We start from the raw sequence: 14,392 nt of genomic DNA on the forward strand, positions 1-14,392 counted from the left end.
ACCTTGGAAGCCCGGTCTCGCACCGGGCTTCTTTCGTTTTGACAACAATGCGAACCGCCCGGCCGCTTACCGGTCTTGCGATCGAGGATGATCCGGTTAGGATCGCCGGCGAATTCAACAGGTTGCCGCCGGTCGGCCCGCAGCCGCAGACGATACGGATACGCCATGTCCCGCCCCAAGATTCTGCTTACGCGCCGCTGGCCCTCCGCCGTCGAGGCCGCTCTTGCCGAACGCTTCGACGCGACCTTCAACACCGACGACCTGCCGATGTCGCCCGAAGCCATCGCCGAGGCGCTGCGCACCCACGACGCCGTGTTGCCGACCGTGTCGGACAAGCTTCCGGCGTCGGTTTTCGAAGGCGAGATCCGGGCCAGAGTCCTCGGCAATTTCGGCGTCGGCTACAACCACATCGACATCGCGGCGGCGAAGGCCAAGGGCATCGTGGTGACCAACACGCCTGGTGTGCTCACCGATTGCACTGCCGATATCGCCATGCTGCTCCTGCTTTCGGTCGCGCGCCGCGGCGGGGAGGGCGAGCGGCAGATCCGGGCCGGCGAATGGAAAGGCTGGTGCCCGACGCATATGATCGGCTCCAAGGTCACGGGCAAGACGGTGGGGATCATCGGCTTCGGGCGTATCGGCAAAGCCTTCGCGCAACGCTGCCATTTTGGTTTCGGCATGGACGTGGTGTTCTACAACCGCTCGACGGTCGATGCGGCGGAAGCGGCGCGATATGGCGCGCGGCAGCTAGCGACCGTGGAAGAGGTGCTGGCCGCGAGCGATTTCGTGTCGCTGCATTGCCCAGGTGGGGCTGAGAACCGGCACCTGATGAATGCAGCCCGTTTCGCGGCGATGAAGCCTGGTGCTTATCTGATCAATACGGCGCGCGGCGATGTGGTCGATGAGGCGGCATTGATCGCTGCGCTCGAGACTGGCGTGATCCGCAGCGCCGGCCTCGACGTCTACGAGGCTGAACCGCAGGTGCCGGAGAAGCTGCGCGCGATGGAAAATGTGGTTCTGCTGCCGCATCTTGGTAGTGCTACCGAAGAGACGCGCAATGCGATGGGGATGAAGGTGGTGGACAACATCACGGCCTTCTTCGAGGGACGCGAGCCGCCGGACCAGGTGGCCTGATCCAGCCTATCGCTGCGCGCCGACAGTCTTGCGCTCGCCCGAGGGACCACGCGGTTTGGCTTCGAGGCCGAAGAGCAGGCGCGCGCGGCCGGGGATGAAGTCCACCGCGATGGCGAAGAGGCTCGACAGCACGAAGGTCGCGGCAGCGATGATGATGAAGCTCGGCACGGCCGGCAGGCCGAGCGGCAGCACGTAATAGAGCGCGCCGACGATCACCGTCTGGTGGATAATGTAAAGCGGGAAGACGAGCCGGTTGACCGTGACCAGCCGCGCGTCCGGCTGGTTGAAATGACGGGCGGCGAAGCCGATCAGCGTCAAGATCATCGACCAGGCAAGCAGGAAGATCGCGGCCTTGAAGAGCGGGGTTTCGTCTGCATAGCTGCCGATCGCCTGTTCGGCCGGCGCCAGCCAGGCGAAGGCATAGAGAAACATCGTCACGGCTAGCGCGATGGCGGCGCTGAGATAGCGCTTGGCGATGATCGGCTCGATCAGGCTGCGGTGATTGCGGGCGACAAGGAAGCCGAGGCCGAACCAGCTTGCCCAGACCGCGAACCAGGCGCCGTCATTATAAAGCGCATTGGTTTCCTTGGGGTAGAGCGGCGACAGAGCGAGATTGAGAGCGAGCGGCAGCAGGAAGAAGAGATAGATGGCGCCTGATTTCGCGACGCGTTCGAACCAGGCCATGATCCTGTTTTCGGGTCGGCTCAGATAGAGAAAAATCGGGTAGCAGATCACCGACATCACAAGCAGATAGGCGACGAACCACATGTGCGCCCAGGTGAAATTGCCGGTCGGGTAGCGGCCCTCCGTGAAATAGCGCGTCAGCCAGAAATTGATGAGCGAGCCGTCATAGCCGGTCTCGTACATGCGCTCGTACCAGACCTGCGGCACGACGAGGACGGCCATGGCGAAGAGCAGGGGAACGAGCAGGCGGATGGTGCGCTTGCGCAGGAAGGCGAGGCTGGAATCCGAGCGGAAGGAGAAGGCAGCACCCATGCCGGAGACGAAAAACAACAGAGCCAGTCGCCAGGCGCGCGGGAATTCCATGATCAGCGAGAGCGCCGGGCTGGTGCGATCGCTATGGATCAGCCAGCCCATGTCGGTGAAGAAGGCCGCCGAGGAGTGATAGAGGATCAGGATCGCGAAGGCGGAAATCCGCAGCCGATCCACATAATAAAGCCTGTCCTTCATGACCTGCCGGATATCATCTTGATGCCATGCCCAACTTGCGGGCGTCGCTCAAGGATATCCGTGTGTGCTTTCTAAAGTGTGAGCGGCTCGCTCACCTACATCTCATGCAACACATGCGCCGCCTTGACCGCCGCCGAAGCGCGGTTTTCGACGCCGAGTTTGACGTAGATCTGCTCGAGGTGCTTGTTCACCGTGCGGGCGGAGAGGCCGAGAATCTCGCCGATGTCGCGGTTGGCCTTGCCCTTGGCGATCCAGAGCAGGACCTCGGATTCGCGGTTCGTGAGCGCGAAGCGCTGGCGCAGCACCTGGTCGTCGGCGCGCTGGCTGGCGGTGAGGCGGAAGAGATATTCGTCGGGGCCGATCGTGCCGAGGAAGGCGAGCTGGAGCACGTCCTGGCCGCCATGGGCGACTGATATGGTGGAGGCGGTGCGGTCTTTCATCCAGGCGGCGATGGTTGAGATCACCGTGTCCATGCCGTCGTCGCTGCCCATGGCGGCGTTGACGAGGCGGGTCGCCTGGGGCGTCGACCAGTGGATGTTGCCGTCTCCCTTGACCGCCAGCAGATGGCGGCCGGCGGCGTCGAGCGCCACGCGGGCGCTTTGCGCGGAGCGGGCGTTTTTGAGGTGCACGCCGATGCGGGCGCGCAGTTCATCGATGTTGATCGGTTTGGTGAGATAATCGACGCCGCCGGAGCCGAGCGCGTGGACGACGTGTTCGGTCTCGGTCAGGCCGGTCATGAAGATGACGGGGATCTGGCTGATCGCCGGGTTGGCCTTCAGCCGCCGGCAGGTCTCGAAGCCGTCCATGGTGGGCATCACCGCGTCGAGCAGGATCAGGTCGGGGGTGATGCGCTCGACGATGTTGAGTGCGGCCGGGCCGGAGGTCGCGATCAATACGGAGAAGCCGGATTGCTCCAGCGCGTCGGTAAGAAAGCCGAGCGCTTCCGGCGAGTCGTCGACCAACAGAACGATGTCGCGCGGGAGCTCAGCCAATGTGTTCCACCTTTTCGTCGAAGCGGTGCAGGAAGGCCATGAAGCCGTTCAGGTCGAAGGCGGCGACATAGGATCGAAGTTCCTCGGTAAATGGCTGATTTGCCTCCACCTTGGCAAGGTCGGCGAGCTTGGCCTCGATGCCCCTGATATAGCCGATCTCGCCGAGGCGCAGCAGTTCCTGCACATGCGTGTCGCCGGGACTTTGCAGGACTTGCTCGGTCTTTTTAGGCGTTGCGGGAGCCGCTTCGGCGTAGAGCCATTTGAGGCCGAGGTGCAAGGCGAGCTTGTCGCGCAGGCGGCGGATGTCGACCGGTTTGCCGATCGCGTCATTGTGGCTGTCGTCGCTGTCGCCATGGGCAGCGGCGTCGCCGATATTGGCCGACAGCATGACGATCGGAGCGGTCTGGCCGGCTTCGCGCAGGCGCGAGACCAGCTGCCAACCGTTCATCCCGGGCATCAGGATGTCGACGAGGAAGAGATCGGGCTGGATGCCTTCGATCAGCGTCAGGCAATCCGTGCCGCTGGCCGCCGTCAGCACGACGAAATCGAGCGGGACGAGGATCTCGCGCATCATCTCGCGGTGATCCTCGTTATCGTCCACGACGACGATGGTGCGGCGCGGGCCGTCATAGCTGACGATCTTCTTTTCCTGCGGCGGGGCCGCCATCTCGCGCAGCACGGCCGAGAGCATCAGGCGCACCTTGAAGGTCGAGCCCTTGTCCTTTTCGCTGGTCACCGAGATTTCGCCGCCGAGCGTGTTGGTCAGAAGCTGGGTGATCGTCAGCCCAAGGCCGAGGCCGGGCATGGGGCGGATGCTGTCGGCCTCGCCGCGCTGGAAGGGTTCATAGATGCGGCTCAGGTCCTTCTCGGCGATGCCGCGGCCGGTGTCCGATACGGTGAAGGTGGCGACTTGGCTGCGATAGGCGACGTCGAAGGTGACGGTGCCTTCGTCGGTGAACTTGATGGCGTTGGACAACAGATTGACGAGGATCTGGCGCAGGCGCTTCTCGTCGGTACGCACGAACTGGGGCAGGGCAGGCGCGCGCTGGTGGTTGAAGGTCAAGCCCTTGGCGAGCGCCTGCGGGCGGAACATGTCGACGATCTGGTCGAGGAAATCCTGGATATTGATCTCGTTAGAATAGACCTGCAGGCGGCCGGCCTCGATTTTCGAGATGTCAAGCAGGCCGTCGATAAGGCCGGAGAGATGTTCGGCCGAGCGGCGGATGACCTTGATCGAGGATTGGCGCGGCGTCGGTATGGTTTCGTCGCGCTCGAGGATCTGGGCGTAGCCGAGCACGGCATTGAGCGGCGTGCGCAGCTCGTGACTGAGGCCGACGACATATCGGCTCTTGGCGCGGTTGGCGGCCTCGGCGGTCTCCTTGGCGGCCTGCAGGGCGGCGTCGGTCTTCTTGTGGGCGGCGATTTCCTTGAGCAGAAGCGTGTTCTGGCGCGAGGATTCTTCCTCGGCGACGACGCGGCTGTCATGCGCCAGCACATAAAACCAGCAGACGACGCCGGCGATGACGGCGAAGACGAAGAAGACGATCAGGATCGTGCCGTTGACGACTTCCGCTGTTGCCGGCGAGGCCGCGGAGACTTGATGCGCGATCATCGCCAGGATGGCGCCGACAGCGGTGAGCGCGAGAATGACGGCGATGCCGTAGCGGCCGAGGCGGGTGGTGAGCTTCTGGACGATGGTTTCGGGCAGCACCGCCTTGGCGACGTAACCGACCTGCGCGTTCAGATGCGCATTGGGCTTGCACATGTCGTGACAGCGGCTGTCGAGCGAACAGCAGAGCGAGCAGATCGGCGCGGCATAGGCGGGACACCAGGCCATGTCCTCGGGCTCGAAGGGATGTTCGCAGACCGAACAGGTGATGTTGGTCAGGTTCTTCCAGCTCTGGCGCGGCTTGCGGGCGAGGTAGAACTTGCCCTTCGTGGCCCAGGCGATCGCGGGCGAGGCGATCAGGGCGACGATGAGAGTGATGTATGGGGCGAGCGATGCCGCGATCGTGCCGAAGGCGCCGAAGTGGGCGATGAGCGCGATGGTCGCCGACAGCGTCATGGCGCCGAGGCCGACGGGGTTGATGTCGTAGAGATGGGCGCGCTTGAACTCGATGCCTGGAGGGGCGAGACCGAGCGGCTTGTTGATGAAGAGATCAGCCGAGATGGTGCAAAGCCAGGCCATGGCGATGATCGAGAAGATGCCGAGCGTCTCCTCAAGCAGCCGGTAGATGCCGAGCTCCATCAAAAGCAGCGCGATCGCCACGTTGAACACCAGCCAGATGACGCGGCCGGGGTGACTGTGGGTCAAACGGGAGAAGAAGTTCGACCAGGCGAGCGACCCGGCATAGGCGTTCATCACGTTGATCTTCAGCTGCGAGACCATGACGAAGGCGGCCATCAGCAGAAGGGCGGCGTTGTGCCAGGGGATCATGTAGCCGAAGGCGGTGAGATACATCTGCGCCGGATCGGCGGCACGGTCGGCGGGAACACCTGAAGCAAAAGTGAGCACGACGAGGAAGGAGCCGGCGAGCAGTTTCGGTGCGCCGATGATCACCCAGCCGGGACCGGCGAGGAAGACGGCGAGGCGGTGGCGCCACTTGGTCTGCTTTTCCGGGGGCAAGAAGCGCAGGAAGTCGGCCTGTTCGCCGATCTGCGACATCAGCGCCAGGATGACGGCCGAGGCGGCGCCGAACTCGACGAGGTCGAAGGGGGCGATGGTGCCGGGCGGGCCAGAGGCATGGCGGATGCCGGAGAAGGCGCGCCAGAGATCGAACTTCTCCCAGTCCATCACGGCGATGAAGAGGAAGGGCAGGATGTTGAGGACGATCCAGAAGGGTTGCGTCAAAAGCTGGAAGCGGCTGATCAGCCGGACCCCATGGGTGACGAGCGGGATGACCATGACGGCGCTGATGATGTAGCCGATCCACAAGGGAATGCCCAAGGTCAGCTCCAGCGCGCCGGACATGATCGACGCCTCGATCGCAAACAGCATGAAGGTGAAGCTGGCGTAGATCAGCGAGGTGATGGTCGAGCCGATATAGCCGAAGCTCGCGCCGCGGGTCAGCAGGTCGATATCGACGCCGTGGCGGATCGCGTAGCGGCTGATCGGCAGGCCGATGGCGAGCATGGCGATCGACGCGACGATGATGGCGTAGAAGGCGTTGGTGGTGCCGTAGGAGAGGGTGATGGCGCCGCCGATCGCTTCCAGCGCCAGGAAGGAGATGGCGCCGATCGCCGTTTGCGAGATGCGCTGCGAGGAGAACTGCCGGGCGCTCTTGGCGGTGAAGCGCAGCGCATAGTCTTCCAGCGTCTGGTTGGCGACCCAGCGATTGTATTCGCGCCTGACCGGAATAATGCGTTGCCGCGCTGCCATGCCCGTAATCGGCCCCTTCGTTCCCCTTGTCATGCGTTCGTAACATGGAACAGTGCGGGGCTTAAGAGTGCGGTGCAACGCAAAACTGCACATTTCGCCCCGTCACCTACGTCATTTCGCGTATACGCTTTCGCAGTGCAGCACCGGATAGTCCCTTAAGCAACAGTTAATCGCCGTTTCAGGCCTGTTGTCGGAACAAGAAGAGGGGATCAACCAGATGAATCTGCGATCATATGTTTCCGGTGCCGTGCTCGGCGCCGTCATGTCGGCCACGGCCGCATTCCATGGAGCCGTTGCGGCTGACGACACCATCAAGGTCGGCGTTCTGCATTCGCTGTCCGGCACGATGGCGATCTCCGAAACGACGCTGAAAGACGCCATGCTGATGCTCATCGACGAGCAGAACAAGAAGGGCGGCCTTCTCGGCAAGAAGCTCGAAGCCGTCGTCGTCGACCCGGCTTCCGACTGGCCGCTGTTTGCCGAAAAGGCACGCGAGCTGATCGAAAAGGACAAGGTCGCGGCCGTCTTCGGTTGCTGGACGTCCTCGTCGCGCAAGTCGGTCCTGCCGGTTTTCGAAGAGCTCAACTCCATCCTGTTCTACCCGGTTCAGTATGAAGGCGAAGAGTCCTCGCGCAACATCTTCTACACGGGCGCCGCTCCGAACCAGCAGGCGATCCCTGCTGTCGACTACCTGATGGAGAAGGAAGGCGTTAAGCGCTTCGTTCTCGAAGGCACCGACTACGTCTATCCGCGTACGACCAACAAGATCCTGGAAGCCTACCTGATCTCGAAGGGCATTCCGAAGGAAGACATCATCGTCAACTACACGCCGTTCGGCTTCTCCGACTGGCAGACGGAAGTCTCCAAGATCAAGGAATTCGGCGCCTCCGGCAAGAAGACCGCCGTCGTCTCCACCATCAACGGCGACGCCAACGTTCCGTTCTACAAGGAACTCGGCAACCAGGGCGTCAAGGCAACCGACATCCCTGTCGTTGCCTTCTCGGTCGGCGAAGAAGAGCTTGCCGGTCTCGACACCAAGCCGCTCGTCGGCCACCTCGCTGCCTGGAACTACTTCGAATCGGTCGAAAGCCCGGCGAACAAGAAGTTCATCAAGGAATGGCATGCCTACACCAAGAACGACAAGCGCGTGACCAACGACCCGATGGAAGCTGCCTATATCGGCTTCAACGCATGGGTTAAGGCGGTCCAGGCTGCCGGCACGACCGACACCGACAAGGTTCTCGACACGATCATCGGCACCACGGTTCCGAACCTCTCGGGCGGCTACGCCACCGTCATGCCGAACCACCACATCACCAAGCCGGTGCTGATCGGTGAAATCCAGGCGAACGGCCAGTTCGAAATCGTCCAGCAGACCCCTGCTGTCGTCGGCGACGAATGGTCCGACTTCCTGCCTGACTCCAAGGACCTGATCTCCGATTGGCGCAAGCCCATGAACTGCGGCAACTTCAATGTCGCAACGGGCAAGTGCGGCGGCAAGGGCTCCTGAGTGGACACCCCTTCACTCTAAAAGCCTGAAAACAGCTTCCGTCCGGCCCTCCTGTCCGGGCGGAAGTTCTCTCTCCGAAGCGTGGCCTTGATGCTTCGGGCGGCAGTTGCCGAGTTAGAGGCCTGAATTTCTCCCGATTGCGCCGGAAGGCCAACGATAACCGAGGCAGAAAGCCGATGTATCGCGCCATCAAGATTTTGCTTTTGACCTTGTGCCTGGCCCTGCCGGCATTCGCCACGGCGCTGAAGGCGCAGGAAGATATCCACGCGCTGGTCGACGCGCTCGGCGTCGGCGATTTTCCGGAACGCGAGGTCGCCATCAAGGCGCTGGTCGCATCCGGCGATGCCCATGTCAGCCAGATCCTGCAGCAGCTCAGCGACGGCCAGCTTTACGTGAATTCGGAAAGCGGTGGCCCGGTTCTGCTCCAGGGCGGCACGGAGGACGAGCCGACCTTTTCCGATCCGATCAGCGGCGAGGCCGTCGCCGATATCGATGCGGACTACATGTCCAAGGTCAGGATCAACAATTCGCTGCGCGGCGTCATCGCCTCGGCCATGAGCCAGCTGACGCTGCTCTCCCCCGATCGCGGCGCCCGCCTCGCGGCTGCCCAGGGGCTGCTGCGCGATGCCGATCCCGCCAATCTCGAACTGCTGAACTCCGCACTTGCCGCCGAGAAGGACGGCGAGGTCAAGGAGACGATGGAGGCCGCCCGCGCCGTGATGGTGCTGAAGAGCGATGTCGGCGCCGAGGACAAGAAGGCCGCCATCGACACGATCGCCGCCCGTGGCGGTCGCAATGCGCTGACGATCCTGACGACCGCCATGGCGACCGCGCCTGACGAACTCAAGGGCGAGATCCAGACGCATATCAACACGATCAACCGCAGCCTGGCGCTCTGGGATGTTGTGCAGAACGTCTGGTACGGCCTGTCGCTCGGCTCGGTGCTGCTGCTTGCGGCCATCGGCCTTGCGATTACGTTCGGCGTCATGGGCGTCATCAACATGGCGCATGGCGAGATGGTGATGATCGGCGCCTACACGACCTATGTGGTGCAGCAGTATATCGCCTCGACCTTCCCCAGCCTCGAAGTCTATTCGCTGGCCTTCGCCGTACCCGCCGCCTTCATCTTCACCGGCTTCGTCGGCCTCGTCATCGAACGCACCGTGATCCGCTATCTCTACGGACGTCCGCTGGAAACGCTGCTCGCCACCTGGGGCGTGTCGCTCATCCTGCAGCAGGCGGTGCGCTCGATCTTCGGGCCGACCAACCGCGAAGTGCGCAATCCAAGCTGGATGTCGGGCGCGTTCGAACTCGGCGGTCTCTCAATCACCTGGAACCGCCTGTGGATCATCGTCTTTTCGATGGCCGTGTTCGTGACGCTGCTGATGCTGCTCAAGCGTTCCGCCTTCGGCCTGCAGATGCGCGCCGTCACGCAGAACCGCCGAATGGCGTCGTCGATGGGTATCCGCACCGGCTGGGTCGATGCCTTCACCTTCGCGCTCGGCTCCGGCATCGCCGGCATGGCGGGCGTGGCGCTCAGCCAGATCGACAACGTCTCGCCCAATCTCGGCCAGAGCTACATCATCGACAGCTTCATGGTCGTGGTGTTCGGCGGCGTCGGCAATCTGTGGGGCACACTCGTGGGGGCGCTGTCGCTCGGCGTCGTCAACAAGTTCCTCGAGCCCTTCGCCGGCGCCGTGCTCGGCAAGATCCTGGTGCTCGTGCTCATCATTCTCTTCATCCAGAAGCGGCCGCGTGGGCTCTTCGCACTCAAAGGAAGGGCGGTGGAAGCATGATTACGGCCTTCCTTCTCCGGTCTCTCGATCGCAAGATCATCGTCGCGCTCTTCATCCTCTTGGCGCTCGCCGTGCTGGTGCCGGTCCTGAACCTGATGACGCCGGCATCAAGCCCTCTGCATATCCCGACCTACATCATGTCGCTGTTCGGCAAGTATCTGACCTATGCGCTGCTCGCGCTGGCGCTCGATCTCGTCTGGGGCTTCTGCGGCATTCTCTCGCTCGGCCACGGAGCCTTCTTCGCGCTCGGCGGCTATGCGATGGGCATGTATCTGATGCGCCAGATCGGCACGCGCGGCAGCTACGGCGATCCGATCCTGCCCGATTTCATGGTGTTCCTGAACTACAAGGAACTGCCTTGGTTCTGGCATGGGTTCGACCATTTCTGGTTTGCGGCGCTGATGGTGCTTGTCGTGCCCGGGCTGCTCGCCTTCGTCTTCGGCTGGTTCGCCTTCCGCTCGCGCGTCAACGGCGTCTACCTCTCGATCATCACCCAGGCAATGACCTATGCGCTGCTGCTCGCCTTCTTCCGCAACGACATGGGCTTCGGCGGCAATAACGGTCTGACCGATTTCAAGGATATCATCGGTTACAACATCCAGGCCGACGGCACCCGCGCGGCGCTCTTCTCGGCCACCGCGATTTTGCTTGCACTGTCGCTGCTGATCGCGTCGGCCATCGTGCGCTCGAAGTTCGGCAAGGTGCTGGTCGGCGTGCGCGACGCGGAAAGCCGCACGCGCTTCCTCGGCTACCGCGTCGAGCACTTCAAGCTCTTCACCTTCGTCGTCTCGGCGATGATGGCGGGGATCGCCGGTGCGCTCTACGTGCCGCAGGTCGGCATCATCAATCCCGGCGAATTCGCCCCGGCCAACTCCATCGAAGTCGTCATCTGGACGGCTGTCGGCGGCCGCTCGACGCTGATCGGGCCGATCATCGGCGCCATCATGGTCAATGGCGGCAAGACGATCTTTACCGGCCTCTTCCCGGAATTCTGGCTCTTCGCGCTCGGCGGTCTGTTCGTCGCCGTTACGCTGTTCCTGCCCAAGGGCATCGTCGGCACGATCGGTCAGTATATCGGCAAGCGCAAGCCATCCTCCAGCGACACGCCGCCCGCCAAGCGCGAAGACGGCGTCGACGCAGAAATCCAGCCCGCGGAGTGAGCGCCATGATCCCTGACGTCAAACCCAACAGCGTTCTCTACCTCGACAATGTCTCCGTCTCATTCGACGGTTTCAAGGCGCTGAATTCGCTGTCTATCGTGATCGAACCGGGCGAACTTCGCGCCATCATCGGCCCGAACGGCGCCGGCAAGACGACGATGATGGACATCATCACCGGCAAGACCCGGCCGGACACCGGCCAGGTGTTCTTCAACGGCCAGACCGACCTCACCAAGCTCGACGAAGCCGACATCGCCCAGCTCGGCATCGGCCGCAAGTTCCAGAAGCCGACGGTGTTCGAGAGCCACACGGTCTGGGACAATATCGAGCTGGCGCTGAATCGCAGGCGCGGCGTGTTTTCGACGCTGTTCTATCGGTTGTCGAGCGAGGATCGGTCGCGCATCGACGAGATCCTTGCGACCGTTCGCCTGACGCATCGCCGCGACGATCTCGCCGCCAATCTCAGCCATGGGCAGAAGCAGTGGCTGGAGATCGGCATGTTGCTCGCGCAGGAGCCGAAGCTGTTGCTGGTGGACGAGCCGGTGGCCGGGATGACGGATGCGGAGACGGCGGAGACGGCGATCCTTTTGAAAGAGATCGCCAAGACGCGGTCGGTGGTCGTCGTGGAGCACGACATGGGCTTTATTCGCGATCTTGGGGTGAAGGTGACGTGTCTCGCTGAAGGCTCGGTGTTGGCCGAGGGGTCGATTGATTTTGTGAGTTCCGATCCGAAGGTGATCGAGAATTATCTGGGGCGGTGAGGGATGTTGGCGCTTTTCGTTGCAGGCAAAACCCCTCCCCAACCCCTCCCCACAAGGGGGAGGGGCTTAACCAGGGCGAACCCTTTCTGCCAGGCCCGCTCACGACTGCTTGGGGCGATGGACGCCGCAGCCCAGTCCCTCCCCCTTGTGGGGAGGGGTTGGGGAGGGGTCTTTACATCCGCAATTCGCCAGGAGATGGCACCATGCTGACCGTCGAAAACGCAAACCTCCACTATGGCGCGGCGCAGGCGCTGCGCGGCATCTCGCTGAAGGCCGAGATGGGCAAGATCACCTGCGTGCTCGGCCGCAACGGCGTCGGCAAGAGCTCGTTGCTTCGCGCCGTCACTGGCCAGCATCCGCTGTCTTCAGGGACGGTGACCTTCAACGACACCAAGCTCAACGGCCTAGCGCCCTATGCGCGCGCCAAGCAGGGCATCGGCTATGTGCCGCAAGGGCGCGAGATTTTTCCGTTGCTGACGGTGAAGGAGAATCTCGAGACCGGCTTCGCCCCGCTTACGCGCCGCGACAAGAATATCCCCGACGACATCTTCAGCTTGTTTCCCGTGCTGCAGACCATGCTCGGGCGGCGCGGCGGCGATCTCTCGGGCGGGCAGCAGCAGCAGCTGGCGATCGGGCGGGCGATGGTGACGCGGCCGAAGATCCTCGTGCTCGACGAGCCGACCGAGGGCATCCAGCCGTCGATCATCAAGGATATCGGCCGGGCGATCCGCTATCTTCGCGATAGTACCGGCATGGCGATCCTGCTGGTCGAGCAGTATCTCGATTTCTGCCGCGAGCTTGCCGATTACGTCTACATCATGGATCGCGGCGAGATCGTGCATGAGGGGCTGGCGGAGACGCTGGATACGCCGGAGGCGCGCCGGCATCTGACCGTCTGATCGGCAATCGCCGCTTTTAAAGGCACTCGACGACATGCGCCCTGTTGACCGGTGCCGGGATTGCGGCGTCCTTCGCGCGGCATGGAAATTGCTTGCTTTCAATCAGTTACAGGATTGAATGAGAACGGCCGGGCAAACCGGCGGCATGAAAAGGGCATGGAATGACGAACGCCGCGGCATCCACCAGACCGCAAAGGGCCGAAGGCCGCGGGCATCTGGCCGCGAAGTCGCTGGGCGGGCGCACGCGCATCCGCGAGCTCTATCAGGAGGGCGCCGCGAAGATCCGGCTGCCGGATACCTTCGATGCCTCGATGGAGGCCGTCATCATCAACACGGCCGGTGGGCTCACCGGTGGCGACCGCATAGACTGGAGCGTCGTGGCCGGTCCCGGCACGCGCATCGACGTGACCACACAGGCCTGCGAGAAAATCTACAAGGCTTCCGCCGGCACAGCCGAGATCACCACGAAAATCCATGTCGGCGCCAATGCGCGCGTCGACTGGCTGCCGCAGGAAACGATCCTCTTCGATCGCTCCTCGCTCTATCGCCGCCTCGATGTCGATCTCGACGCGGGCGCGGAATTCTTGGCCGTCGAAGCGATCCTGCTCGGGCGCAAGGCTATGGGCGAGGCGGTTGTCTCGGGGCTGTTCCGCGACCGCTGGCGTATCCGCCGGGAAGGCCGGCTCTGCCATGCCGAGGATCTGAGGTTCGCGGGCGAGGTGCAGGCGCTGACGCGCGAGCAGGCGGTGCTTTCGGGCCAGGTCGCCTTCGCTACATTGCTCTACGTCGGACTGCAGGCGGAAAGCTATCTCAATGCGGTCAGGCCGTTGCTCGACGGTCATATGGGCGGCGCCAGCTGCTGGGCGGGCAAGCTCGTCGTTCGGCTGGCGGCGTCGGATGGCTTCGCTCTTCGAAAAATCCTGATCCCGATCATTTCAGCCTTGCGCAACGGCGCGCCTGTGCCGAAAGTCTGGAATCTCTAGTTCAAGCAGATGGATGCACGATGAACCTCACACCAAGAGAAAAAGACAAGCTGTTGATTTCGATGGCGGCGATGGTCGCACGGCGGCGGCTGGAGCGGGGCGTCAAGCTCAACTATCCCGAGGCCATCGCGCTGATTACCGACTACGTCGTCGAAGGCGCGCGTGACGGCCGGCCGGTGGCGGAGCTGATGGAAGCCGGCGCCCATGTCATCGGCCGCGACCAGGTGATGGATGGCATCGCCGAGATGATCCACGACGTGCAGGTGGAAGCGACGTTCCCTGACGGGACGAAGCTTGTGACCGTTCACGAACCCATCCGCTGAGGCCGCCATGCTCGAGCTTCGACCCAATTGCGAATGCTGCGACAAGGACCTGCCGCCCGAAAGCCGCGAGGCGATGATGTGCAGCTTCGAATGCACCTATTGTGCTGCCTGCGCCGACAACGTGCTTTCAGGCATCTGCCCGAATTGCGGCGGCGAACTGGTGCGCCGGCCGGTGCGCCCGGCGGGCAAGCTCATCAACAACCCGGCATCGACGAAACGCGTGCTGAAGGCCGAGGGCTGCGCGCCCGTGAAGGCTGCGTGAGG

11 protein-coding genes and 1 pseudogene are annotated in these 14,392 nt (G+C 63.0%); 9 read left to right on the forward strand and 3 right to left on the reverse strand.

Features of this window, described 5'->3' with window-relative positions:
• Nucleotides 1-165: 165 nt before the first annotated feature.
• The gene (locus D460_RS0103355; RefSeq protein ID WP_018897090.1) at nucleotides 166-1,134 is read left to right on the forward strand and encodes a D-glycerate dehydrogenase; all 969 of its coding nucleotides are present in this window, start codon (nucleotides 166-168) and stop codon (nucleotides 1,132-1,134) included.
• 6 nt (nucleotides 1,135-1,140) lie between these two features.
• On the opposite strand, the gene D460_RS0103360 is transcribed toward D460_RS0103355, so the two are convergent.
• The 3 genes from D460_RS0103360 to D460_RS0103370 all read right to left on the reverse strand — a co-directional run bounded on the left by D460_RS0103360 (nucleotide 1,141) and on the right by D460_RS0103370 (nucleotide 6,696).
• Nucleotides 1,141-2,325 carry an acyltransferase gene (locus D460_RS0103360; RefSeq protein ID WP_018897091.1) on the reverse strand — a complete coding sequence of 395 codons (1,185 nt, stop codon included), beginning with the start codon at nucleotides 2,323-2,325 and terminating at the stop codon, nucleotides 1,141-1,143.
• A gap of 95 nt (nucleotides 2,326-2,420) precedes the next feature.
• The gene (locus D460_RS0103365) at nucleotides 2,421-3,317 is read right to left on the reverse strand and encodes a response regulator transcription factor (protein ID WP_018897092.1); all 897 of its coding nucleotides are present in this window, start codon (nucleotides 3,315-3,317) and stop codon (nucleotides 2,421-2,423) included.
• On the reverse strand, nucleotides 3,310-6,696 hold the full coding sequence (locus tag D460_RS0103370; RefSeq protein WP_018897093.1) for an ATP-binding protein: 3,387 nt from the start codon (nucleotides 6,694-6,696) through the stop codon (nucleotides 3,310-3,312). Before D460_RS0103370 ends, D460_RS0103365 begins: the two co-directional genes overlap by 8 nt.
• A gap of 217 nt (nucleotides 6,697-6,913) precedes the next feature.
• Between D460_RS0103370 and urtA the strand changes: the two genes are divergently transcribed.
• The 8 genes and pseudogenes from urtA to D460_RS0103410 all read left to right on the forward strand — a co-directional run bounded on the left by urtA (nucleotide 6,914) and on the right by D460_RS0103410 (nucleotide 14,390).
• Nucleotides 6,914-8,206, forward strand: coding sequence for an urea ABC transporter substrate-binding protein (gene urtA, locus D460_RS0103375; protein WP_018897094.1), 1,293 nt, complete (start codon nucleotides 6,914-6,916; stop codon nucleotides 8,204-8,206).
• Between the two features lie 176 nt (nucleotides 8,207-8,382).
• Entirely contained in the window at nucleotides 8,383-10,002 is a 1,620-nt protein-coding gene (gene urtB / locus D460_RS0103380) for an urea ABC transporter permease subunit UrtB (RefSeq protein ID WP_018897095.1), read from the forward strand.
• Nucleotides 9,999-11,063 (forward strand): annotated as a pseudogene (urtC, locus tag D460_RS0103385) (urea ABC transporter permease subunit UrtC); the annotation flags it as partial. The gene urtB and the pseudogene urtC, both read left to right, overlap by 4 nt.
• 104 nt (nucleotides 11,064-11,167) lie before the next feature.
• Complete coding sequence (urtD, locus tag D460_RS0103390; RefSeq protein WP_018897097.1) at nucleotides 11,168-11,923, forward strand: urea ABC transporter ATP-binding protein UrtD; 756 nt, start codon at nucleotides 11,168-11,170, stop codon at nucleotides 11,921-11,923.
• Between the two features lie 203 nt (nucleotides 11,924-12,126).
• Nucleotides 12,127-12,822 (forward strand): urea ABC transporter ATP-binding subunit UrtE, encoded by a 696-nt coding sequence (gene urtE / locus D460_RS0103395; protein WP_018897098.1) that lies wholly within the window; start codon nucleotides 12,127-12,129, stop codon nucleotides 12,820-12,822.
• A 161-nt stretch (nucleotides 12,823-12,983) separates the two neighbouring features.
• Nucleotides 12,984-13,805: an urease accessory protein UreD gene (locus D460_RS0103400; protein ID WP_018897099.1), complete on the forward strand. Its 822-nt coding sequence runs from the start codon at nucleotides 12,984-12,986 to the stop codon at nucleotides 13,803-13,805.
• Nucleotides 13,806-13,825: 20 nt separating this feature from the next.
• Entirely contained in the window at nucleotides 13,826-14,128 is a 303-nt protein-coding gene (locus D460_RS0103405; RefSeq protein WP_018897100.1) for an urease subunit gamma, read from the forward strand.
• Between the two features lie 7 nt (nucleotides 14,129-14,135).
• Nucleotides 14,136-14,390, forward strand: a complete 255-nt coding sequence (locus tag D460_RS0103410) for a DUF1272 domain-containing protein (RefSeq protein ID WP_018897101.1) — start codon at nucleotides 14,136-14,138, stop codon at nucleotides 14,388-14,390.
• The last annotated feature ends 2 nt before the right edge of the window (nucleotides 14,391-14,392 follow it).

This window comes from Rhizobium sp. 2MFCol3.1 (assembly GCF_000377565.1).
In the GTDB taxonomy this organism is placed as follows: Bacteria; Pseudomonadota; Alphaproteobacteria; order Rhizobiales; family Rhizobiaceae; genus Rhizobium.